This is a genomic window from Rhodococcus gordoniae (assembly GCF_001646655.1).
In the GTDB taxonomy this organism is placed as follows: domain Bacteria; phylum Actinomycetota; class Actinomycetes; order Mycobacteriales; family Mycobacteriaceae; genus Rhodococcus; species Rhodococcus gordoniae.
In genome coordinates this window covers 56,945-78,769 of record NZ_LPZN01000019.1, presented here as the reverse complement: position 1 = coordinate 78,769, position 21,825 = coordinate 56,945, and the positions used below count along the sequence as shown (strand labels likewise).

21 protein-coding genes are annotated in these 21,825 nt (G+C 68.1%); 12 read left to right on the top strand and 9 right to left on the bottom strand.

What is annotated here, in order from left to right; all coding sequences use genetic code 11:
• Positions 1-83: 83 nt before the first annotated feature.
• Positions 84-461, top strand: a complete 378-nt coding sequence (locus tag A8G18_RS11340) for a DUF3054 domain-containing protein (RefSeq protein ID WP_016933226.1) — start codon at positions 84-86, stop codon at positions 459-461.
• A gap of 108 nt (positions 462-569) precedes the next feature.
• Positions 570-2,042: a peptide MFS transporter gene (locus tag A8G18_RS11335; protein WP_064063973.1), complete on the top strand. Its 1,473-nt coding sequence runs from the start codon at positions 570-572 to the stop codon at positions 2,040-2,042.
• Between the two features lie 78 nt (positions 2,043-2,120).
• On the opposite strand, the gene A8G18_RS11330 is transcribed toward A8G18_RS11335, so the two are convergent.
• Both A8G18_RS11330 and A8G18_RS11325 read right to left on the bottom strand, forming a co-directional pair.
• Entirely contained in the window at positions 2,121-3,800 is a 1,680-nt protein-coding gene (locus A8G18_RS11330; protein ID WP_064063955.1) for an NTF2-like N-terminal transpeptidase domain-containing protein, read from the bottom strand.
• Positions 3,801-3,878: 78 nt separating this feature from the next.
• The gene (locus A8G18_RS11325) at positions 3,879-5,648 is read right to left on the bottom strand and encodes a penicillin-binding transpeptidase domain-containing protein (RefSeq protein ID WP_064063954.1); all 1,770 of its coding nucleotides are present in this window, start codon (positions 5,646-5,648) and stop codon (positions 3,879-3,881) included.
• A 193-nt stretch (positions 5,649-5,841) separates the two neighbouring features.
• Here A8G18_RS11325 and A8G18_RS11320 point away from each other — a divergent pair, with 193 nt between their 5' ends.
• A complete protein-coding gene (locus A8G18_RS11320) occupies positions 5,842-7,377 on the top strand; it encodes an ABC-F family ATP-binding cassette domain-containing protein (RefSeq protein WP_064063953.1) in 1,536 nt (511 codons plus the stop codon).
• 22 nt (positions 7,378-7,399) lie between these two features.
• Complete coding sequence (locus tag A8G18_RS11315; RefSeq protein WP_064063952.1) at positions 7,400-8,197, top strand: alpha/beta fold hydrolase; 798 nt, start codon at positions 7,400-7,402, stop codon at positions 8,195-8,197.
• A gap of 16 nt (positions 8,198-8,213) precedes the next feature.
• On the opposite strand, the gene A8G18_RS11310 is transcribed toward A8G18_RS11315, so the two are convergent.
• Both A8G18_RS11310 and A8G18_RS11305 read right to left on the bottom strand, forming a co-directional pair.
• On the bottom strand, positions 8,214-8,966 hold the full coding sequence (locus A8G18_RS11310) for a TetR/AcrR family transcriptional regulator (RefSeq protein WP_245207842.1): 753 nt from the start codon (positions 8,964-8,966) through the stop codon (positions 8,214-8,216).
• 167 nt (positions 8,967-9,133) lie between these two features.
• Positions 9,134-10,360, bottom strand: coding sequence for an acyl-CoA dehydrogenase family protein (locus tag A8G18_RS11305; protein WP_064063950.1), 1,227 nt, complete (start codon positions 10,358-10,360; stop codon positions 9,134-9,136).
• Between the two features lie 134 nt (positions 10,361-10,494).
• Between A8G18_RS11305 and A8G18_RS11300 the strand changes: the two genes are divergently transcribed.
• Positions 10,495-11,613 (top strand): energy-coupling factor ABC transporter permease, encoded by a 1,119-nt coding sequence (locus A8G18_RS11300; RefSeq protein ID WP_064063949.1) that lies wholly within the window; start codon positions 10,495-10,497, stop codon positions 11,611-11,613.
• A gap of 26 nt (positions 11,614-11,639) precedes the next feature.
• Here A8G18_RS11300 and A8G18_RS11295 read toward each other — a convergent pair whose 3' ends face one another.
• Complete coding sequence (locus A8G18_RS11295) at positions 11,640-12,257, bottom strand: TetR/AcrR family transcriptional regulator (protein ID WP_064063948.1); 618 nt, start codon at positions 12,255-12,257, stop codon at positions 11,640-11,642.
• Positions 12,258-12,311: 54 nt separating this feature from the next.
• Between A8G18_RS11295 and A8G18_RS23665 the strand changes: the two genes are divergently transcribed.
• From A8G18_RS23665 to A8G18_RS11270, 6 genes are all read left to right on the top strand, one after another.
• Positions 12,312-12,404 carry a putative leader peptide gene (locus A8G18_RS23665; RefSeq protein ID WP_371053807.1) on the top strand — a complete coding sequence of 31 codons (93 nt, stop codon included), beginning with the start codon at positions 12,312-12,314 and terminating at the stop codon, positions 12,402-12,404.
• A 117-nt stretch (positions 12,405-12,521) separates the two neighbouring features.
• The gene (locus A8G18_RS11290) at positions 12,522-13,037 is read left to right on the top strand and encodes a DUF4242 domain-containing protein (RefSeq protein ID WP_064063947.1); all 516 of its coding nucleotides are present in this window, start codon (positions 12,522-12,524) and stop codon (positions 13,035-13,037) included.
• A gap of 7 nt (positions 13,038-13,044) precedes the next feature.
• Entirely contained in the window at positions 13,045-14,094 is a 1,050-nt protein-coding gene (locus A8G18_RS11285; RefSeq protein ID WP_064063946.1) for an acyl-CoA dehydrogenase family protein, read from the top strand.
• Complete coding sequence (locus tag A8G18_RS11280) at positions 14,070-14,810, top strand: ABC transporter ATP-binding protein (RefSeq protein WP_026002746.1); 741 nt, start codon at positions 14,070-14,072, stop codon at positions 14,808-14,810. The genes A8G18_RS11285 and A8G18_RS11280 overlap by 25 nt, the downstream gene beginning before the upstream one ends.
• Positions 14,807-15,979, top strand: coding sequence for an ABC transporter substrate-binding protein (locus A8G18_RS11275; RefSeq protein WP_064063945.1), 1,173 nt, complete (start codon positions 14,807-14,809; stop codon positions 15,977-15,979). The genes A8G18_RS11280 and A8G18_RS11275 overlap by 4 nt, the downstream gene beginning before the upstream one ends.
• Positions 15,980-16,026: 47 nt before the next feature.
• The gene (locus A8G18_RS11270) at positions 16,027-16,797 is read left to right on the top strand and encodes an ABC transporter permease (RefSeq protein WP_425337698.1); all 771 of its coding nucleotides are present in this window, start codon (positions 16,027-16,029) and stop codon (positions 16,795-16,797) included.
• 7 nt (positions 16,798-16,804) lie between these two features.
• Here A8G18_RS11270 and A8G18_RS11265 read toward each other — a convergent pair whose 3' ends face one another.
• Genes A8G18_RS11265 through A8G18_RS11250 form a run of 4 tightly spaced genes read right to left on the bottom strand, consistent with a single transcriptional unit; the run spans position 16,805 to position 20,627 of the window.
• A complete protein-coding gene (locus tag A8G18_RS11265) occupies positions 16,805-17,278 on the bottom strand; it encodes a nitroreductase family deazaflavin-dependent oxidoreductase (protein WP_064063943.1) in 474 nt (157 codons plus the stop codon).
• A gap of 4 nt (positions 17,279-17,282) precedes the next feature.
• On the bottom strand, positions 17,283-18,158 hold the full coding sequence (locus tag A8G18_RS11260; RefSeq protein ID WP_064063942.1) for an alpha/beta fold hydrolase: 876 nt from the start codon (positions 18,156-18,158) through the stop codon (positions 17,283-17,285).
• The gene (locus tag A8G18_RS11255; protein ID WP_064063941.1) at positions 18,145-18,786 is read right to left on the bottom strand and encodes a TetR/AcrR family transcriptional regulator; all 642 of its coding nucleotides are present in this window, start codon (positions 18,784-18,786) and stop codon (positions 18,145-18,147) included. Before A8G18_RS11255 ends, A8G18_RS11260 begins: the two co-directional genes overlap by 14 nt.
• Entirely contained in the window at positions 18,783-20,627 is a 1,845-nt protein-coding gene (locus A8G18_RS11250) for an N-acyl-D-amino-acid deacylase family protein (RefSeq protein ID WP_064063940.1), read from the bottom strand. Before A8G18_RS11250 ends, A8G18_RS11255 begins: the two co-directional genes overlap by 4 nt.
• A 72-nt stretch (positions 20,628-20,699) precedes the next feature.
• On the opposite strand from A8G18_RS11250, the gene A8G18_RS11245 reads away from it, so the two are divergent.
• Complete coding sequence (locus A8G18_RS11245) at positions 20,700-21,761, top strand: D-TA family PLP-dependent enzyme (protein ID WP_064063939.1); 1,062 nt, start codon at positions 20,700-20,702, stop codon at positions 21,759-21,761.
• Positions 21,762-21,825: the final 64 nt, after the last annotated feature.

The following is a 21,825-nucleotide window of genomic DNA, read 5'->3' as shown; positions in this document are numbered from 1 at the left end:
TCCGGGCTCTACCGGCACGGATCGTGCTCGAGAGCACGCGTCGGGCGTTCCTGCTCCTTCCACGTCGCCGCTACTCTGGAGCCGTGAAGAAGTACATCCCGGCGTTGGTGGCCGACGTCGTGCTCGTCGTCGTATTCGCCGTGCTCGGTCGTTCCAGTCACGACGAAGTGCTCGATCTCGTGGGGCTCGCAGGAACGGCGTGGCCGTTCCTCGGTGGCCTCACCGTCGGATGGTTCCTCACCGCATGGCTCTACCGCGACAAGTTCGACGCCTTCGCCGCCGTCCCCACCGGTCTGCTGGTGTGGGTGAGCACCCTCGTGGTCGGCATGCTGCTGCGCGCCGTCACCGGCCAGGGCACCGCGACCGCCTTCATCATCGTCGCCACGATCTTCCTCGGTCTCTTCCTGGTGGGCTGGCGTCTCGTCGTCGGACTCCTCCAGCGCCGCAAGGTCGACGCATAACGCCTCTCCGCGTCTCGGGTCTCACACTCGCGCCCGAAGTGTGAAATGCGACCGCGGGATATGCGAATATTTCGCGCTCGCGCCCTCCGCGGTGCAACAGTGGAGATCATGTCCACGCTGGAACCACCCACCCTGACCGGGTCCCGATCCGACCATCGGTTCTTCGGCCAGCCCCTGCCCCTGGCCAATCTGTTCGGTGTCGAGATGTGGGAGCGATTCTCCTTCTACGGCATGCAGGGCATCCTGATCTACTACCTGTACTACTCGGCATCCGAGGGTGGGTTGGGGATCAGCCAGGTGGCCGCGACCTCCATCGTCGGCGCCTACGGCGGCACGGTCTATCTGTCGACGATTCTCGGGGCATGGATCGCCGACCGGTTGCTCGGTTCCGAACGCACCCTGTTCTACAGTGCCGTGCTCATCATGTTCGGCCATATCGCGCTCGCCGTCCTGCCCGGTTTCGTCGGGGTCGGGGTAGGCCTGGTGCTGGTCGCCTTCGGTAGCGGTGGTCTCAAGGCCACGGCGACGTCGATCGTCGGCGATCTCTACGACGAGCAGGATCCTCGACGCGACGCCGGTTTCTCCATCTTCTACATGGGTGTGAACCTCGGCGCGCTCGTCGGCCCGTTGCTCACGGGCTTCCTGGCCGATCGCCACGGCTTCCATTGGGGCTTCGGTCTCGCCGCAGTCGGTATGTTCCTCGGTCTGCTGCAGTACACGATCTACCGCAAGCACCTCGGCGAGATCGGCAAGGTGCCGCCGCATCCCCTGCCGGCCGAGACACGCACCAAGGCGGCCGGGATCGGCCTGATCGCCGTGGTCCTCATCGCGGTCGCCGCGCTCACCGGCCTCGTCACGACGAGCAACATGTCCGACATCGTCGTCGTCCTGACGCTCGTCGCGACCGTCTCCTACTTCGTCGTCATGCTGACGAGCAAGCAGATCACGTCGATCGAGCGCAGCCGGGTGCTCTCGTTCATCCCGATGTTCATCGCGAGCGCCGTCTTCTGGTCGCTCTTCCAGCAGCAGTTCACGATGGTCGCCGTCTACGCCGACACGCGCCTGAACCGCGACCTGTTCGGGTGGGAGTTCCCCCCGTCCTGGGTGCAGTCGATCAACCCCGTCTTCATCATCCTGTTCGCGGGTGTCTTCGCCGCCGTGTGGACCAAGCTCGGACCGCGCCAGCCGTCGTCGCCCATCAAGTTCGCGGCCGGCACGATCATCATGGGCATCGCATTCCTGTGCTTCATCCCCATGGCCGGGGGCGGTGCCAACAGCGCTCCCCTGCTCGGGCTGGTCTTCATCCTGTTGCTGTTCACCTTCGCCGAGTTGTTCCTGTCCCCTGTCGGACTGTCACTGTCGACGAAACTCGCGCCGAAGAACTTCCACACGCAGATGGTCGCGTTGTTCTACCTGTCCGTCGCCTGCGGTACGGCCATGGCCGGTACTCTCGCCGGGTTCTACGACGAGACCGACGAGGTGCCGTACTACCTGTGGATCGGCGGAGCGTCGATCGCGGTGGGTGTCGTGCTCGCCCTGTTCTCGCCGCGCATCAAGAAGCTCATGCACGGCGTGCAGTAGACACCGACTCGGGCACCCGCCCTCGGCCACGCGGCCGGGGGCGGTCCCGATCGCCCTCGGTGTACCGAGCGCGGCGGATCAGTCTCCGACGAGCGGTTCGCCCAGCTTGCGCAGGAAGGTGTCGGCCATCTTGATCGCGCGGTCGCCACCGTCCGCATCGGCGACGAAGACCGCGAAGGCCAGGTCGCCACCGGTGTAACCGAAGAACCACCGGTCGTCGCCGCTCGCCGCGGCGATACCCGCGAGACCGGCGTGGCCGCGGAGGTAGGACGCGGGACCGTTCTGCACGTTGTCGATCATCATGCCGCGCAGAGCGTCGATCACAGAGCCGGGCAGCGCTTCGGGGGCGTCGTGGACGACGGTCTCCTGCCCCTGGACGATCGTGGGGACAGCGGCGCTGCCCCGAGCCACGGAGGCGGCCAGCACCGCGGCCCCGAGGGGGGTGATCAGGTTCTCGTCGGAGTCCGATCCGGCGAACTGGACCACTCCGGAGGGATTGTGCCCGATCTGCGCGGTCTCGAATTCGAAGCCCGGTACCTCGTAGTCGACGCCGAGCCCGAGGCTGCGGGCCGTCGTGGCGATGTCGTCCGAGCTCACGTCGTTCGGGTCGACTCCGCGCTCGAGGCCGGCTGCCAGCCGGAGCGGATCGAGGACACCTCCGGCGGGGTAGAGACCGTGGGTGAGCACCGGGCCGAGTTCCATGGCCCAGTTGTTGACGTCGGCGGCGAGGATGCCGCCGGTCGACGGCTGGATGGCGACCACCGCGGCCGGCGTACCCGCGGTCACGACCGCTTCCTTCGCGGCGAGCTGCACCTGGGAGTCGACGGTCGCCTGCAGATCCGGAGGCGGCGGGCCCTGGAAACCGGCCACCTGGATCGGGCCGCTCTCGGGATCCTCGAGCGTGACCGCCCAGCCTGCCGTCCGGTCGCGTTCGAGCTGCCAGGCCGAGCGCAGCGAATCGAGCAGGGGTGTGGAGATCCGGCGATCGGCGCTGATCAGGGTGGGGGTGGTGAGCACCTCGACACCCGGGATGGACACGATGTCGTCCTCGAGGAACTGGTAGTCCTGGTCGCGGAGCTTGACCGCGGTGACCCGGTTGCCGGGGTTCTCGTCCATCCGCTCCTGCATCAGCTGAGCGGTGACGACGGGTGCGACCGGCGCGAGAACCGCGGCCAGGCGGTTGGTGGTGCCGGCGGGATCGGGCATCGCCGTCGGATCGAGCACCACGGCGTTGATGGTCTGCTCCTCCATGAGGAGACGGCCGGTGCGGTCGAAGATCTTCGGCGGCGCGGCGTCGGTGCGCACGTGGTGGACGGTGCGCCCGGCCGACAGGTCGGGTACGACGACCTCCGGGTCCCAGGACACGCGCCAGCCGACGGCGAGCTTCCGTACCGCTCCGGTGACCTGGTACGACCAGTCCTTGCCTTCGCCGAAGTTCCATCCGCCGGAGAGGGTGAAGTATCCCGACTCGTCGTTGAGTTCGACGAGCTGGGTGACGTCGTAGTCGACGGTGCCGTCGGACAGGCCGTCGTACATCTGCGCGATCGTTTCCTCCGCCGCGTTCGGGTAGGAGGTCAGGGCAGCCGCTGCGGCTGCATCCCGATCGTCGAGGGCGGCGACGAAGTCGTCGACGAGGCGTTGCGCCTCGCTTCGAGAATCCGAGAACACAACTGTCGTCAGAGCGACGACAGCCACGACGAGGCATACGGCGAGCGCGACGATACGCCCTCGTTTCCCCCGCCACTCACGAAATCTCATATGTAACAACCTTCACTTCAGTCACACGAGATACCAGCACGCGTTGTGTACGAACCGATCACAATTGCGCCACGCGCCCTACCCCCTCAGCCATCGCCCCGCCGCTTCGACTGCGGGGGCCGAGCCGTCCGCCCCTGCCACGAACACCGCGAAGGCAAGATTATCCTGTGAGCCGATAAACCAGCCGTGCGCCCCGACGTTGTCACCGTACTCCGCCGTCCCCGTCTTCCCCGTCAGATCGGGAATGTCGCGCAACGTACCGGCTGTACCCTCGATCACAGTCTCGCGCATCATCTCTCGCAGTGCCGCGAGCACGTTCTCCGGCACCGGTTCGGCGTCCCGATCCGGCGTGGCCGGCTGCCCTTCGACGAGCATCGGAGCCGGTGTCCGGCCGTTCGCGACCGAGGCCGCGACCAGCGCCATCCCGAACGGCGACGCCGTCACCTCTCCCTGCCCGATCGCTGCTTCCACGCGGGCGGCATCGGTGTCGGCGACCGGCACATCACCCGTGACCGTGACGAGACCGGGCGTGACGTAATCGATGCCGAGACCGAGCCGTTCGGCCGTCGCGCGCAGCGCCTCGGGAGGCAGATCCAGGGCGAGCCGCCCCATGGTGGTATTGCACGAGAACGCGAACGCGGTGTGCAGCGGCACGGACCCGAGGTCGAAGTTCTCGTCGTTCGGAATCGTGCGCGAGCCGATCGAGGCGACCCCCGGGCAGGGCAGCACGGTGCCCGGTTCGGCGAGACCGGCACCGAGCGCTGCCGCCGTCGTCACCACCTTGAATGTCGAACCCGGCGGGTAGAGACCCGTCGCGGCCACCGGGCCCTCGGCGTCGGCCGCCTCGTTCTGGGCCATCGTGCGGATCGCGCCCGTCGCGGGCTCGATCCCGACGATCACCGCGGGAGTGTCGAAGGTCGCGAGGACCTCCTCGGCCCGTCGCTGCAGGCCGAGGTCGATCGTGCTGGTCAGGTCGGGGGCCTCCGGTCCCGACTCCCCTGCGACCCGAGTGGTGGCACCGTCCGCCGCGACCCGCCGGACCACCCAGCCCGCCGAGGCGTCCTGCCCTTCCTGCCAGAGTTCGGCGAGACCGGACCACACGGGCGAGGCGAGAGCACGTTCGGTGGTGAGCAGACGGGTCTGCGGCACGAGCGTCACGCCGGGCAGCGCGGCGAGGCGCTCCTCGATGAGTGCGAGGTCGTCCTCACGCAGGGTGATGACCCCCGCGGCACCGCCACCGGCCGCCGCGACCTGCTCGATGAGGCTCTCTGCCGTGATGGTCGGGACGACCGTGGCCAGCACGGGCGCGACCGCAGCCGGGTCGGCGGTGGCGTCGAGGTTCACGACGGTGACGACCTGCTCCCCCATGAGCGGCTGCCCGGCCCGGTCGAAGATCGTCGGCGGGGCACCGGCCGTGGTCAGGTACTGCAGCGACGCGCCGCCCGCCAGCTCCGGCGAGAGCACGGCGGGATCCCAGCGGACGCGCCACGCGTCGGCCCCCGGATCCTCCGTCGCGCTGCCGGTGGTCCGGTACGACCAGTCGCGGCCCTCACCGAAGGTCCACCTCACGTCGAGGTCGAAGGTGTCGCCGTCGCCCGTCCCCGCGACACTCACGGAGGGATCGTCGTTGCCGAGCCCCTCGAAGAGGGCGCCGATGGTGGTTTCCGCCGCCGCCGGGTCGGTGGTCAGCGCGGCCGCCCCCGCGACGTCGCCCGCATCGAGTGCGGCCGCGAATTCCTCCGCGATCGTCTCCGGCTGATCGGGGCCGGTCGCGCACGCAGGCAGCGACAGCACCGTCGCTGTCGCGACACCCAGGGTCAGCAGTCGGATCCGCACGGTCCCGATCATGCCTGCACTTTCGGTCCCGTGCCTGTTACCGCAGGTAGGCGCCGGGGTGAAATATTCGGTTGCATCCCGGACGGTGCAGGATCCACCATGGTGTCCGCATCCCGTACCCGTCGATCGGAGAAGTCCGTTGCTCCTGTGAGCGGTTCCGTCCCCGCGCATTCGCGCAGCCGACCCTCACCCTTCGGGAGCCACCTTGTCTTCATCCGGTATCACGCTGTCCGCACTCTCCTACGTCCATCCGGACGGCACCCCCGCCGTACAGGATCTCGATGCCGTCGTCCCGGCCGGGCGGATCGGCCTGGTGGGCCGTAACGGAAGCGGGAAGACCACTCTGCTCCGGTTGATCGCGGGCGAACTCCGTCCGACCTCGGGTTCGTCCACCGTACGGGGGCGGGTCGCCTACCTCCCTCAGGACGTCACGCTCGATCCGGCGGTGCCGGTCGATTCCGTCCTCGGCATCGGCGAAATCCGAAAGTCTTTGCGACGCATCGAATCCGGATCGATCGACGATCGGGACTTCGAGATCGTCGGCGACCGGTGGGACATCGAGGACCGCGCGCTCGCGCTCATGCATCGCGTGGGTCTCGACCGGATCCTTTCCGGTACCGACGATTTCGACCGCACCGTCGGTCAGCTCTCCGGCGGAGAGACCGTGCTGCTCGCCTTCACCGCACGTCTGCTCGACGAACCGGACGTGCTGCTGCTCGACGAGCCGACGAACAATCTCGACGCCGACGGCCGTGCGCGGCTGCAGGACGCGCTCGACCGGTTCCCCGGTACGGTGCTGGTCGCCGGGCACGACCGGGAACTGCTCGAGGGGACGGATTCGATCGCCGAACTGCACAACGGGTCGTTGCGCCTGTTCGGCGGTGGTTTCGGCGAGTACGAACGGATCGTCGCGGAGGAACAGGAGGCGGCGCGGGCCGCGGTGCGGGACGCCCGCAACGACGTGCGGCGCCAGGCACGCGAACTGGCGGCGGCGCACGTCACGATCGCCCGACGGCAACGCTACGGGCAGAAGATGTACGAGCAGAAGCGCGAACCCAAGATCGTCATGGGCGCGCGCAAGCGGCAGGCGCAGGAATCCGCCGGACGTTTCCGCCGCGAGCACGAGGAGGATCTCGGTACGGCGCGGGAGAACCTCGATCGGGCGCAGAGCGCGGTGCGCGACGATCCGGAGATCCGCATCGACCTGCCCGGAACGGCGGTCCCACCCGGCCGGCGGGTGGCGGACGCACCGCTCGAGATCGTCGGACCGGAGCGGATCGCACTGCGCGGCCCCAACGGGTCGGGCAAGACGACCCTGCTCCACCGCATCGTCGACGCGGGCCCGCTCGTTCCCTTCGCAATGCTCCCACAGCGCCTCGACATCTTCGACGACGACCGTTCGGTCGCGGAGAACGCCGAGGACCGCGCTCCGCACCTGACTCCGCAACAGGTGCGAGCACGGCTGGCGCGCTTCCTGTTCCGCGGCCGTCACGCCGAGGTGCCCGTAGGCGCGCTGTCGGGCGGCGAACGGTTGCGGGCGGCGCTCGCGATCGTGCTCGCGGCCGATCCCGCCCCGCAGTTGCTCCTGCTGGACGAGCCCACCAACAACCTCGACCTGGCCGGCCTCGCGCATCTGACCCAGGCCCTGCGCGCCTACAACGGTGCGCTCGTGGTGGTCTCGCACGACGAGCGATTCCTCGAAGAGGTGCAGGTGGATCGGTCGGTCGAACTCGGCGGGTGAGCCGTTCGGACATACTGCTGGAATGAGCCACGCGACGAACCCCGCCGACGGCACCCGGATCCGGTTCACCACGGCGGGCGCCGAGGATTCACCGGCGGTTCTGCTCGTCCACGGCAGTGCCCTGTCGTCGGCGGTATGGCGCGCATTCGGCTACGTGACGGCGCTCGGTAGGGATTTCCGGCTGATCATGCCCGATCTGCGTGGACACGGCCGCAGCGACACCCCTCACGACGAGGACGCCTACGCCATGGACGCGATCGTCGGGGATCTACTCGCCGTCCTGGACGCAGCAGGGGCCCACCGGGCGCACTACGTCGGCTATTCCTTCGGTGCTCGTGCGGGTCTCGCACTGGCCGTCGCAGCGCCGGAGCGGCTCGCGAGCCTGACCCTGCTCGGTGGGAGTGCCCGGCCCCAGGAGGGGTCGATGGACGCGATGTTCTTCCCCGGCACCGTCGCCGTGCTCGAACGCGACGGCATGGACGGTTTCGTCCGTGCCTGGGAGGAACGACGTCGCAGGCCTGTCGATCCTGCGACACGCTCGGCGTTCCTGAAGAACGACGCGCGTGCCCTCGCCGCCTACTTCCGCCGGTCGGATCGGGAATCGGGGATCGACGACGACACGCTCGCCGGCATCGACGTGCCCGTCCTCGCCGTCGTCGGGTCGGACGATCGCCTGCGGGTGGAGGACACCCGCGCGTTGTCGCGCACCGTGCCCGGTGCGCGACTCGCGATCCTGCGTGGGGTGGATCATGCCGAGACGGTCTCGGCCGCGCTACCTGCGGTCGAGGCCTTCCTCTCGGCACGCGCCCGCTGGAGCTGACCGGCGCGTTGCCCGTTCAGGCCGGGACGACGACCTGTTCGCGCGGCGCCATCGTCGCGGCAGTCCGGGACTGCGGAGCGATCCGGTGCACCGCCATCGCGGCCTTCTCCTGCGCAGCGCGGGCGACCGTCTGCTTCCGGGCGGCGCCGGAGGCCTCCATCAGCAGCGCCGACACCGCCCGTTTCATGACCTCGACGGCTTCCGGCACGGGCAGGCGCAGCACGTCCCGCAGCGAGACCCAGGTCGGCCACGTCGTGGACACGCCCAGCAGGTTCTCGATGTCGGCGCGGACGGCCTCGTCGACGCCCTCGAGCTGGTCGGCGAACAGCGCCCTGATCTCGTATCGCGCCCTGTCGAGATAGCGCATGCGGTTGCGTTGCAGCTCGCGCGAGAACGGGGCGCGAATCTCCGACGACCGCGCGAACGGCGCGATGTATTCGAGCAGTTCTGCCCGCTGCCTGCAGTAGGCATCGATCCGTTCGTCGAGCGGCAGCGACGGATCGATCGGCTCGTAGGCGTCGTCCTGGCGCCGCATCAGTTCGGCTCCGGTTGCGGCGAACAACGTCTCGAGATCGCCGAAGTGTCCCCACAACGATCGCAGGGACACCCCGGCCCGCGACGCGATCTGCGCCCCTGTGGGTTTGAGCTCTCCCGCTCGGATGAGCGCGATATGAGCCTCTATGACGGCCTGCCGGGTACGCTCTGCACGAGCGCTCCGGCCGTCCGTTGTCACCGGCGGCTTTTCGCCGCCCTTTCGTTCCGCGTACATCGCTCCCCCGATTTCCGCTCGGATTCCCCTCTGGAACCGGTCGCTCCCCTCGTCGGCGACCGGCATAACTTTGCTCATGGCGAACAATAGTCGACACATCGGGTGAATTGTCATCCCCCGCTCGAGATTTGTCCTTTTTGCGTATTTCGAGCGGTTGTATCCGTAGGTTACTGCGCCAGCAATCCCTTCGCGATATGTGTTACCTGAATTTCGTTACTACCGGCGTAGATCATCAGGGATTTCGCATCCCGGGCGAGTTGTTCGACACGATATTCGGCCATGTATCCGTTCCCGCCGAACAACTGCACGGCCTCCATCGCCACCTCGGTCGCCGCCCGCGACGAGTACAGCTTCATCGCGGAGGCCTCCGACAGACTCACCGGCTTTCCCGCCTGCGTGCGTTCGATGGCACTGAAGACCATGTTGCGGACGTTCACCCGCGCGATCTCCATCTCGGCGAGCTTGAGCTGGATCAACTGGAACTGCGCGATCTCCTTGCCCCACAGCTTCCGCGACTTCGCATACTCGGTACACAGCTTCAGGCACTGCTCGATGATGCCCAGGGCCAGATAGGCGATACCGATGCGCTCGGCGGCGAACGACTCCCGCGCGCTGTCCTTGCCGTCGCTGCGGCCACCCTCCTCGGTCTCCCCCAGCAAGCGGTCGCGGGTCAGGCGCACATTGTCGAAGAACAATTCGCCCGTCGGCGAGGAATTCATGCCCATCTTCTTGAACGGCGGGCTCTGGATGAGCCCCTCCATGCCCTTGTCCAGCACGAATGCGAGCACTTTGCGGTCGCGGCGATCGATCGAGGGATCCCCCTCGTCGAGTTTCGCGTACACGATGATCACATCGGCGTACGGACCGTTGGTGATGAAGGTCTTCTGCCCGTTGAGGATGTAATCCTCCCCGTCGCGGCGCACCGTCGTCTTCATCCCACCGAACGCATCGGAGCCCGAATCGGGTTCGGTGATAGCCCATGCGCCGACCTTCTCGAAGGTCACCAACTCCGGCAACCACCGCTTCTTCTGCGCGAGGGTTCCGCGGCTGCGGATCGTGCCCGCGGTCAGGCCGAGGCTGACGCCGAGCGAGGCGATGAGCCCGAGACTCACCCCGGCGATCTCGATGTTGAGCAACGCCGCCATCCCCGGCGACCCGCCGGTTCCACCGGACGATCCCGAAGACTTCTCTCCGCGTTCCTCTTTCGCGAGGGCATGGTCGAGCGACTCCCGGGCCATCTCGTCGATGCCGAAAGTCGCGTACAACTTCCGGATGATGTCGTACGGCGGCAGTTCTCCCGATTCGAGACTGTCGACGTGCGGGCGGATTTCCTTCTCGATGAAACCGCGAAGCGCATCGCGGAACATGAGGTCTGTGTCGGACCACTCGTACATGACGCAAATATAGAACGGGTTTCACTTTTTGCCCAGGCTCCCGTCCCGCCGAGCTCTCGAAAACGCTCCGCCTCCCCCGATGCCGGTACTAGCCTTCGCCGCAGAGCACTCCGTCGGTGGGAGGGACATCGGAGATGGTCGATACGAGTGGGTTCGCCGGCACGGACGTCCTCGCCCTGCACATGGGCGACGGCCTGATCGCCGGTCGCGCATCCGCGTGGTTCTTCGTCATCGCCGTGATCGGGATCAGCATCGCCGCCTGGTACGCGCGCAACGATCTGACCAAGCGGACGGTGCCGACGGCAGCGGCGGTCTGCGCCCTGCTGTTCGCCCTGCAGGTGGTCGACGTACCCGTCCTGCCCGCGGTCAGCGGGCATGTCGTGGGGGGCGCACTCGCGGCGATCCTGCTCGGCCCGTTCGTGGGCGCGGTCGCGCTGACGATCGTCCTGGTGGTGCAGGCCTTCGTCTTCGCCGACGGCGGCCTGTCGGCGTTGGGCGCCAATGTCACCAACATGGTGCTCGTCGCGGTCGCCGCCGGTTTTCTCACCGCCACGGCACTGCGCGCACTGTGTGAACACCGCGGCGTTCGGCCGGTCGTCACGCTCGGCCTGGTCTCGTTCGTCGGTGGGTTCGTCTCCGTCCTCGCCGCCGTGACGGGCTTCGTCGTCGAATACGCACTCGGTGGCACCTCCACGGTGCCGGTGTCGAACATCGGATTCCTGTATGCGACCCACGTTCCGGTCGGGGTTGTCGAAGGGCTGGTGACAGCCGCCGTCGTGCTCGCCGTCGCGCGGGTCTCCCCGGAATCGGTCCATCTGACGCGGCTGCCGGTCGATCCTCTCGACGCGAATGCCTCGCCGCCCCCACCGCCGCATCCGCGCGCTCGCGGGACGCTGTTCGTGGGGCTGGCGTTCACCACGCTCGTCGTGGCCGGGATCCTGGCGCCGCTCGCCGTCGACACTCCCGGCGCTCTCGAGGTGGCCACCACGCGCGGTTGCGAGATCGACGCGCTCGCCGAGGCCCTCTCGGGCGACTGCATGGCACGGGAGGTCGAGGAACACCGGCTCGCCGACAGTGCGCTCGCCGACTACACGATCGACGGCCGGCCCGGTTCGACGGGCATTGCCGCAGTGCTGGGAACGCTCGGCACCTTCGTCCTGGCGAGCGTGTGTTTCCGCGCTCTCGTCCCGCGGCCGGCAACCTCCGTCACCACGGAGCGGCGCACACAGCAGCGGAGCAACTCGGCAGGCTGAGTCCACGGGTCGACGCGGACCCCGGGTCAGCGGGGGAGGTGCGTCTCGATGATCGCTGCAGCCATGTCGCGGCCGAGCCGGATCGGTTCGACGGAGTGCTCGAACTTGCTGCCGGACAAAGCACCGTCGTAGATCAGTTGCACGCGCCCGGCCACCACCTCGGATTCGGTCACCCCGGCGAGATTCAGCAGGTCGACGAGCGTCGAATTCAGCCATTCCCGGTGTGCGAGTACGGGTTCGAGGCGTTCTTGCGGAAACTCCGTCGCGGCGTTGGCGTACTGGCATCCGCGGAAGTTCTTCTTCGGTGCCGACTGCATCGCGAGATCGAAGAAGGCGAGGATCTTCGTGATCGGATCGTCGAGCGGTTCGACGGCGGCGTGCCATCGCCGCCGGTCGCGCCGGTCGAGGTCGTCCAGATACGCCAGCACCAGTGCGTCCTTCGACCCGAACGACGAGTAGAGGCTCGCACGGGCGACGCCCGCCTCGGCGAGGATGCGGTCGATCCCCACCGCACGGATACCGTGCTCGGCGAAGAGCGCGCTCGCCGTGTCGAGCAGACGGGTGGCGGGCGAGGGCTTGGAGGGTGCTCGCTCGGCCGCCCCCTTCGGAGTGCCGGTCGCTCGATCCTCGGCAAACGTACGCACGAGCCCAGAGTAACGGACACGACGCGATAGACAGACCGTTCTATTCACAGTACGGTGGAGCACGTGACACACAGCCTTCTGACTCGACGCCTGCACGTGGATCTCGTGCGGGTGTCGACTGCTGCGTGTTGTCACTCCCCTTTCTGACCGGCCTCGCCCGCGTGTGCCGCATGCCGTAGTCGCCCCCTCGTCCGAAGACGGAACGGCGACCCGCCGTGCCCGGACCGGTCACAGTTCCGATTCCACTTCCCGGAAGGTGACCTCATGTCGCTGTATCTCTACGAACTCGTCCCCACCGAAGGCCGGGCCGAGGCCGCCATCAAGGCCTTCGGCGACGCTGTCGTCGCCGCCGGCGGCGAACTGATCGAATCGCAGGTCACCACCGGTGGCACGCGCGTGTTCGCGATCGCCGAGTTCGACGCGTGCCGCCCCGCCCAGCTCGAGTCCGCCTCCCTCGACGTCGCGGAGATCGTCGGGCCGAACGAGGTCCGTCTCGTCGGCGCCGAGCTCGATCAGATCAAGGCCACCCGACCCGAGGCCGGTTACCTCGTCGAATGGGACATCCCCGACACGATCGACATGGAGACCTACCTCGCCCGCAAGAAGGCGAACTCGCCGAAGTACGCCGACGTCCCCGAGGTGAGCTTCCTGCGCACCTACGTCCGCGAGGACATGGACAAGTGCCTGTGCTTCTACAACGCCCCCGACGAGGCCGCGGTCGTCCGCGCCCGCGAGGTCGTCAGCACCCCCATCGACCGTCTCCACTCCCTCGAAGGATAAGCACCCGATGACCGCGGCCATTGACCGAACGAGCGAGCACCAGCGCGCGGCGATCGCAGAATTCGTACGCGATCGCGCCGCCGCTCTCGATCGCGGAGAAACCGACGTCCGCACCGACATCGCCCGCACGGGCGAGCTGGGCCTGCTCCACAAGGGGCTGGATGGGGAGTGTCTCTCCGAGATGGTCGCGGTCATCGACGAGGTCGCCGCCGCATCGCTCACTGTCGGCTTCTCGCTGTGGGCACAACGCATGGCACTCGAATACATCGATCGCGCACCGCAGTTCCTGCGCGACCGGTATCGGGACGATCTCGCGTCCGGCCGCACGATCGGCGTCACCGCCATGGCCGCGGCCCTCAAGCACCTCGCCGGACTCGGCGAACTTCCCCTCGTCGCCGAGCGGACCGACGACGGGATCACCGTCACCGGACCGATCCATTGGGCGTCCAACGTCTTTCCCGATTCGGTGATCGTCTTCCCGGCCCGCACGGCGGACGGGGATCGCCTCGTCGCCGTGGTCCGCGCCGACACCGACGGCATCACCATCGCGGATTCACCCGAACTGCTCGCGCTGGGTGCCACGGCGTCGACCTCCCTGAAGTTCGACGGTGTGCGGATCCCGCAGTCGCACATCCTCACCGAGAACCTCGCCGGCTTCTGCGGCTCGATCCGGCCCACCTTCCTGATGCTGCAGACCTCGTTCTGCGTGGGCATCGCACGCGCGTCGCTCACCGAGGCCGCAAGCCGCCTGCACGGACTCGGCGAACAGTTCACCGGTGAGTACGAAGAACTCTCGGCCCGATACGACTCGCTGCGCGAACGGCTGTACCGTTTCGCCACCGACCCCGGCGCGATCGCTCCCGCAGAGTTCATCCGTCTGCGCCTCGACGGTTCGGTCGTCGCGGTCGCCGCGACCCGCCTCGAGGCGACGCTGCGCGGCGGTGCCGGATACGCGACGGCGAGCGCCACCAACCGCCGATTCCGCGAGGCGGCCTTCCTGCCCATTCAATCGCCGTCGGAAGGACAGCTGCGGTGGGAACTGTCGCAGTACGAATAACGAACGGGTACAAGAGCTTCGCCGGTCGCCGCGCCCCGGTCCTGCAGGGAGTGGATCTGGACATCGCGACCGGCGAGTTCCTCGTCGTGCTCGGCAGCAGCGGGAGCGGCAAGTCGACGCTGCTGCGGATCGTCGCGGGTCTCGATCACCTCGACCGCGGTTCCGTCGACTGGCCCGACACCGAGGGCGACAATCGTCCGCACACGGGAATGGTCTTCCAGCAGCCCTTCCTGATGCCGTGGCTGACCGTTCGCGAGAACATCGCCTTCGGCGGGCGGTTCGCCGCTCACCGCGAGCGGTTCGACACCACCTACGCCGATTCGCTCCTCGAACGCTTCGGTCTCTCCTCGCTCGCCGGCTACTACCCCGATCAGCTGTCCGGAGGTCAGGCCCAGCGCATCGCCGTCATCCGCGCCGTCGCGGTGCGTCCGCGGCTGCTGCTGCTCGACGAGCCGTTCAGTGCCCTCGACCCGGCCACCCGATCCGACCTGCGGTCGTGGCTCGGCGAACTCGCGCGCGATCTCGGTTTCACGACGGTCCTCGTCACCCACGACATCGACGAGGCGCTCGAACTCGCCGACCGCATCGCACTGTTCGGAAGTTCGGGTGTGGTGCACCAGGAATGGACGCTCGGCGACATGTCGGCACTCGACCGCGATGCTCTGCGCCCGGCGATCCTCGCGCACTACCGCGATTCGTCGCTGTCCACGACATGACCGATCCGGGTCTGTTCAGCCGTCGCACCCTGATACGCGGTGCGCTCGGGCTTGCGGCTGCCGGTGGTGTCGCCGGTGTCGTCGACCTCACGCGCACCGCGACCGCCGACCGCACCAACCGCACGGGACGGCTGCGCATCGGCTACCTCCCGATCACCGACGCCGCACCGCTGCTCGTCGCGCACGGGTCGAGTCTGTATCCCGCCGGCGTGGTCGATGCGGCGAAGCCGGTGCTCTTCCGCAGCTGGGCGTCGCTCGCCGAGGCGTTCGTCAGCCGCCGCGTCGACGTCGTGCACCTGCTCATGCCCATGGCGGTCCAGTTGCGGTACAGCCTGGGCAGTTCCGTGCGGATCCTCGGCTGGAACCACACCAACGGCTCGGCGCTGACGGTCGCGCCGCACATCACCGACCTCAGCGATCTCGCCGGGCAGCAGGTGGCGATCCCCTTCTGGTGGTCGATCCACAACATCGCCCTGCAACAGCTGCTGCGGGCGCACGGATTGACACCGGTCGTGCGGGAGGCTCCGTCGAAGTCCGCCCGCACCGTCGGACTCGTCGTCATGGGACCATCCGACATGATCCCGGCCCTGGCGAACGGGTCCATCGCCGCGTTCACCGTCGCCGATCCGTTCAACGCCGCCGCCGAGGTCCGCGGGGTGGGGCGGATCCATCGCTTCCTCGGCGACGTCTGGCGCGACCATGCGTGCTGCGCTCTGCTCGTGCACGAGGATCTGATCGAACGTGACCCGGTCGCCGTCCAGGCCCTCACCGACTCGGTGGTCTCCGCCCAGGTGCAGATCGGTGCCGACCGTCGGGCCGCCGCCGCGATGCTGTCCTCCGGTTATCTGCCGCAGCCGCTGCCCGCGATCACCGAGGCGCTCACCTATCCCGACCGCGAGGCCGGCACTGTGCACCCGCAGTGGCAGCCGCAGCGTATCGGGTACCAACCGTTCCCGTTCCCGAGTTTCACCGCGGCGCTGATCGAGGCGATGCACGACACCGTCGTCGACGGCGACACGCGTTTCCTGTCGCGTCTCGATCCTGCGACCGTGCACGGCGATCTCGTCGACGACCGGTTCGTCCGCACGTCCCTCACCCGCGTCGACGGCACCGATGCCTTCGGCCTTCCCACCGATCTCACCCGCACCGAGGAGGTCGATCCTTCGTGAGCGCCCCGACCCGCACGGCGCCGGAGGCCGCCCGCACCGCCCGGCGGTTGCCGTTCGTCCCCCAGGCCGTCGCCATCGCCATCGCCGTCGCTCTGTGGTGGTTCGTCACGACGGTGCTCGTCGCACCGGATTCGCTCGTCCGGGAGTTCGCCCCGCAGTACGTCTTCCCGGCGATCGTGGATCTGCTCGCGCGCGGTGTCCTGCTGCCCGACGCTCTCGCGAGCCTGTGGCGCCTGCTGGTGGGTCTGCTGATCGCCGCCACGCTCGGCATTCCGCTCGGGCTGTTGATCGGACTCAACCCGCTGGTCGAGCGCGCAACGATGCCCATCATGCAGTTCCTGCGGATGATCTCGCCGCTGTCCTGGGCGCCGATCGCGGTAGCGCTGTTCGGTATCGGGCACCAGCCGGTCTTCTTCCTCATCGCCGCCGCAGCGATCTGGCCGATCGTCATCAACACGGCGGCCGGCGTGCACGGCATCGACCAGGGTTATCCGATGGTCGCCCGGTCGTTCGGCGCGACGCGTCTCGAACTGCTCACCACCGTCGTGCTGCCCGCCATCCGCGCACAAGTGCAGACCGGTCTGCGGGTCGGTCTCGGCATCGCCTGGGTCGTGCTCGTCCCCGCCGAGATGCTCGGTGTGCGTTCCGGTCTGGGCTATCAGATCCTCAACGCCCGCGACCAGCTCGCCTACGACCAGGTCATGGCCGTGATCGTCGTGATCGGTTTCCTCGGTTTCTGGCTCGACTGGGCGGCGCGGCACCTGTTGCGCGAACGACGCAGACCGGTGAGCGTGGAGGAAGCCGACCGCCCCTTCTGATCCCTGATCAGGATCCGAACGGCGTCAGAACGAACACGGGGAGCACCCGGTCGGTGCGCTTCGCGTACAGCGCGTAGTTCGGCCACGTCCGCAGCAGCACCTGCCACAGCCGCTCGCGTTCCTCACCTTCCGCGACCCGCACCGACACCGCATGTTCGTGCCCGTCGTACAGCACCTCGGCCCGGTCGGCCGCGCGCAGGTTGACCGCCCAGGCCGGTGCTTTCGGGTGCCCCCAGTTCGACCCCACCACGAGCCATTTCCCCTCGTGCGGCACACACAGCAGGGGTGTGGACCGCGGTTCGCCGGTCTTCCGGCCCTTCACGGTGAGGACGAGAGACGGCAGCCCCGCGATCGCGAGCAGGGTCACCCTGCCGCGTGTGACGCGCTGGATGGTCTTGTCCACCACGATGATCGGCCGTGAATACCGTGGCAGCCACGGCAACGCTCCGATACGGACAGCGACCGGTCGGAGCAGATTCATGCGGTTATCTCCCCCAGGCTCCCAGCAGCGTGCGTGCTGCAGCGACGACAGCGAGCGGTTGATCGATCATCGGATGGTGTCCCGAGGCCGGAAGATCGATCAGAAGTGCATCCGGGCCCAGATTGTCGACGATCCGCCCGTAGAGCGCATCGTCGATGATGCCGCGTTCGCAACGGAAGTAGGCGACAGCACATCCCGGGTTCATCACCTCGAGGCTACGGCGTCCCTCGCGGCCCATCCGGAGATTGTCGAATTTCCACGACCAGCCCCCGTCCACCTGCTTCAGCGCCCCGCGGGCGATGTGCTCGAGCACGTAGGGTTCGGCGTCGTCCTGCGGCGGCACGAGACGGAACCTCGAGACGGCGTCCTCCACCGCGGCGTACACCTTCGGCGACCTCGCGCTCGCGACGGCCTTCGCACGCATCTCGAGTTCCTCGGGCGTCATGTCGCGGATCGGCGAGTCGATGATCACCACACCTGTGAGCCTGTCGCCGTGCAGGTGCGAGGCCGCGAACGACACGATCCCACCCATGCTGTGGCCGATCAGGACCGGCGGGCCGCTGATCCCGCCGGCTTCGGCCGCCGCGAGGACCTCCTCGGTCCACGCTTCCAGGGTGTAGTGCTCGCGGTGGTCGCTGTCGCCGTGACCGCTCAGGTCGAGCGCGACGACGCGCCGACCGGCCGCGAGCTGCGGGCCGATATGGTCCCACCATCCCGAATGCGCCATACCGCCGTGCACCAGCACGACGCCTTCCCGGCCGGATTCGCCCCACGCCCGGTAGGCGATGGCCGCACCGGCTACCTCGACCTTCCCCGTCTCGACGGGCGCAGCGAGGGCGTCGACGAACCACCGAGGAGCAGATCCATTAGTGCTCATCATCCGAACCTATGTCAGATGTGACGAGCGTCAACATTCGGGCCATCAGGTCGATCCGTCGCTCCTCGAGTTCCGGCTGCGGATGCACCGTCGACGCGAGTGCCTCGCCGTCGAACATGTGGACGAGCGAGAGCAGGAGGGTGTCGAAGACGTCGGACGGGAACCGTGCCGCGACCGGCAGCGACCTGCCGAAATCCACGATCTGGGCGTGGTATCGCTCCGCCATCGGTGCCAGGTGGTCGCGCAGCGCCGCATCGGTGCGTGCGGCACCGAGCAGTTCGTACCAGGCGGCGTTCATCGGTGCCCGGCACGCGGTGCGCAGCAGTTCGAGGCACACCCGCACCGATTCGACGGCGTCCGCCCGCTCGTCACCGAGTGCCTCGAGTCCCGCCTGGAAGTTCGCGAATTGTCGTTCCCGGACGGCGTCGGCCGCCGCGATCATCAGGTCCAGCCGGGTCGGGAAATGCCGGAACACCCCACCGGACGACACCCCCGAGCGCCGGCACACCTCGCCGATCGTGGTCGCGGTGTAGCCGAGCTCGGCGAGAGAGGCGATGGTCGCGTCGAGGATGCGACCGATCGTCTGCTCCCTGCGCTCCTGCTGGGTACGGCGTACGGCGGGTGCACTCACGCGACGGGCTCGCCCGCCGGGGTGCGGATCGGCGCGGGTCCCCGCTCTTCCACCCCTGCGCGCAGGAACCGGCCGGTGCCGACGGTGCGTCCGTATCCGGGCACGAACCTGCCGTCGCGGAAGACCACCCGCCCGGCGACCGCCGTCGCCGCCACCGCGCGATCGTTCCGGTTGACCATGCGGCGGATGCCACCGAACTCCGCGAGCGGAGCCTCGTGATAGGCATCGACGTCGCCGTTCAGCCCGGCAGGATCGACGACGACGAAGTCGGCACGATCCCCCACCCGCAGGTAACCGGCGTCGATCCCGTAGAAGTCGCCCAGTTCGCCGGTGAGCTTGTGGACAGCCTCGGGCAGCGTCAGGAACGGCCTGCCCGCCTTCCCGGCGTCGTGGACGCCCTTCTTCTCCGCGTCGTGGACGCGGCGGAGCAGGCAGATCGCGAAGTTGTAGAAGGCCATGTTCCGCAGGTGGGCGCCGGCATCCGAGAATCCCACGGTGACACCGGGCGTACGGATGAGCCGGTCCGCAACTTTCGCGCGGTCGTTGGCGATCACGGTGTGCCACCGGAACTTCCGTCCGTACTCGACGACGAGGTCGAGGAAGGTGTCGACCGGGTGCAGTCTCCTCTCGCGCGCGACGTCGCCGATCGACCGGCCGACGAGCGAGGCGTCGGGGCATTCGACGATCCGGGTGTCGTCGAAGTCGCGGTGCCACACCCGGGGTGAGAACTTCTTCTCGAAGTCCTGCCGGAACCAGCGACGGTAGGCCTCGTCGCTCAGCAGGTCGTTGCGGGCGAGTTCGTCCTGCAGATGCAGTGCGGCACGGCCCGATCCGAACTCCTCGAAGACGACGAGGTCGATGCCGTCGGAGTACACCTCGAAGGTCGTGGGCAGGTGCTGCCAGCGGAAGGCACCCTTGCCGATCCGGTTGGCCGCGAACGCGATCGGACCGAAGATGCGGTTGACCCACCGTTCGGCCTTGGTATCGGCCGCTGCGAGCACCGACGTTTTCATCGGCTTGCGTCCGATGCCGGTGCTGGCGAGCGCGAAGAAGGCGACGTCGTACTTGGTGTTCAGGTTCGGCACGGCCTGCAGGGTGCGACCGCGCCGACGCAGAATCTTGTGCAGGCGGCGGAATTCCGACCACGACGCATGGGTCGACGGCAGGGTGCGCGAACGGTAGCGGTCGCCGTCCATCTTGTCCCACGGGTTCGTCATCGTGGACACGCCGAGGAAGCCCGCGTCGAGGGCGTCCTCGACCCGCGCGTCGATGTCGGCGAGTTCGGCGCGGGTCGGCCGGTTCGCCGCCTCCGTGGAGCGCCCGAGTCCCATCACCGACGCCCGGATATCCGAATGCCCGACGAAGGCGGTCACGTTCGGCCCGAGCGGCAACGTGTTCAGCGCCTCGATGTACTCGCGGGGCGTCCTCCAGGTCCGGGACTTCTCGAGTGCCGAGAGGACGTGCTCGCGCGGGAGCGCTTCGACGCGGCTGAACAGGTCGGCGGCGTCGACCGGCGGCACGAACACCGTCGAGATCGAGCAGTTGCCCATGAGCACGGTCGTGACACCGTGCCGCACCGATTCGGGCAGGCCCGGACCCACGAGCACTTCGGCGTCGTAGTGGGTGTGGGTGTCGACGAAGCCGGGCATCACCCAGCGTCCGTGCGCGTCGATCACCTCGGTGTCCGGTCCGGCCGGCAGGTCGTCGGGAGTCGCGGTGACGACGACACCGTCGCGGATGCCGAGGTTACGGATGACGCCCGGCGCACCCGTCCCGTCGAACCAGAGACCACCCCGGACGATGACGTCGAAATCCCCAGAATTGTGACCCGCACCACTCATGGGGGGAGGGTAACACGAAAAAGAGGTCGTGCACTCTCCAAATGTCCGGTCCCGAACGTCTACGGTTCGGCCATGGATCTCGACACCACTCCGACACTGCTCGTCGACCGCGACATCCTCGATCGCAACCTCGCGCGCATGGCGGAATCCGCCCGCGCCAGAGGCCTGTCGCTGCGACCGCATGCGAAGACGCACAAGTGCGTCGAGATCGCGCGTCGCCAACTCGATGCCGGAGCCCGCGGCCTGACCGTCGCGACCGTCTCCGAGGCCGAAGTCTTCGCAGATGCGGGTTTCGACGATCTGTTCGTCGCGTATCCGCTGTGGGTCGACGCGGCTCGCGGTGCCCGCTTGCGCGCGCTGGCCGGTCGGGTGCGGCTCACCGTCGGGATCGACTCCGAGACCGGCGCCCGGCAGCTCGTAGAACATGCCGGCACGACGATCGGGGTAGTGATCGAGATCGACAGCGGTCACCACCGCACGGGCGTGATGCCCGAGCAGACCGGAACCGTGGCACAGGCGGCTCATGAGGCGGGTCTCGACGTGCGCGGTGTCTTCACCTTCCCCGGCCACTCGTACGCACCCGACGCGCCGGGCAGCGCCGCCCGGGAGGAGGCCGGCGCACTGGCAACCGCCGCCGCGTCGCTCCGCGCTGCCGGAATCGAGCCGTCCGTGATCAGCGGTGGCTCCTCCCCTACGGCGCTGCTCGAGGTACCCACGGTCGCAACCGAATTGCGCCCCGGCGTGTACGTCTTCGGTGATGCGCAGCAACTCGAACTCGGGGCGGTGAGCGAAACGGACATCGCGCTGACCGTCCTTGCCACCGTCGTCTCGGCTCGCGACGAGATCGTCGTCCTCGATGCGGGTTCGAAGGTGCTCGGCGCCGATCGGGCCGCCTGGGCCACCGGGTACGGACGCATCCTCGGCGAGCCCGAGGCCCGCATCACCGCGTTGTCGGAGCATCACGCGACGGTGCAGTGGCCGAACCCGTCCACCCGCCCTGATCTCGGGCAGAGGCTGCAGGTGATTCCCAATCACGTGTGCAATGCCGTCAATCTCGCGGACGAGTTGATCACGGTCTCCGGTGGCACGGTGGTCGAGCGATGGAAGGTCGCGGCACGAGGGTGCAACACGTGATTCCGGGGCGGTCCCCACGCGATCACCTCGTGTAGGTCACGAACACGACACCGATCCGCCTCGC

Excerpts from the sequence above, each read along its gene's own strand:
- A8G18_RS11335 (WP_064063973.1), top strand. The coding sequence starts at position 570 with ATGTCCACGCTGGAACCACCCACCCTGACCGGGTCCCGATCCGACCAT.
- A8G18_RS11330 (WP_064063955.1), bottom strand. The coding sequence starts at position 3,800 with ATGAGATTTCGTGAGTGGCGGGGGAAACGAGGGCGTATCGTCGCGCTC.
- A8G18_RS11325 (WP_064063954.1), bottom strand. The coding sequence starts at position 5,648 with ATGATCGGGACCGTGCGGATCCGACTGCTGACCCTGGGTGTCGCGACA.
- A8G18_RS11315 (WP_064063952.1), top strand. The coding sequence starts at position 7,400 with ATGAGCCACGCGACGAACCCCGCCGACGGCACCCGGATCCGGTTCACC.
- A8G18_RS11310 (WP_245207842.1), bottom strand. The coding sequence starts at position 8,966 with ATGTACGCGGAACGAAAGGGCGGCGAAAAGCCGCCGGTGACAACGGAC.
- A8G18_RS11305 (WP_064063950.1), bottom strand. The coding sequence starts at position 10,360 with ATGTACGAGTGGTCCGACACAGACCTCATGTTCCGCGATGCGCTTCGC.
- A8G18_RS11300 (WP_064063949.1), top strand. The coding sequence starts at position 10,495 with ATGGTCGATACGAGTGGGTTCGCCGGCACGGACGTCCTCGCCCTGCAC.
- A8G18_RS11290 (WP_064063947.1), top strand. The coding sequence starts at position 12,522 with ATGTCGCTGTATCTCTACGAACTCGTCCCCACCGAAGGCCGGGCCGAG.
- A8G18_RS11285 (WP_064063946.1), top strand. The coding sequence starts at position 13,045 with ATGACCGCGGCCATTGACCGAACGAGCGAGCACCAGCGCGCGGCGATC.
- A8G18_RS11275 (WP_064063945.1), top strand. The coding sequence starts at position 14,807 with ATGACCGATCCGGGTCTGTTCAGCCGTCGCACCCTGATACGCGGTGCG.
- A8G18_RS11265 (WP_064063943.1), bottom strand. The coding sequence starts at position 17,278 with ATGAATCTGCTCCGACCGGTCGCTGTCCGTATCGGAGCGTTGCCGTGG.
- A8G18_RS11260 (WP_064063942.1), bottom strand. The coding sequence starts at position 18,158 with ATGATGAGCACTAATGGATCTGCTCCTCGGTGGTTCGTCGACGCCCTC.
- A8G18_RS11250 (WP_064063940.1), bottom strand. The coding sequence starts at position 20,627 with ATGAGTGGTGCGGGTCACAATTCTGGGGATTTCGACGTCATCGTCCGG.
- A8G18_RS11245 (WP_064063939.1), top strand. The coding sequence starts at position 20,700 with ATGGATCTCGACACCACTCCGACACTGCTCGTCGACCGCGACATCCTC.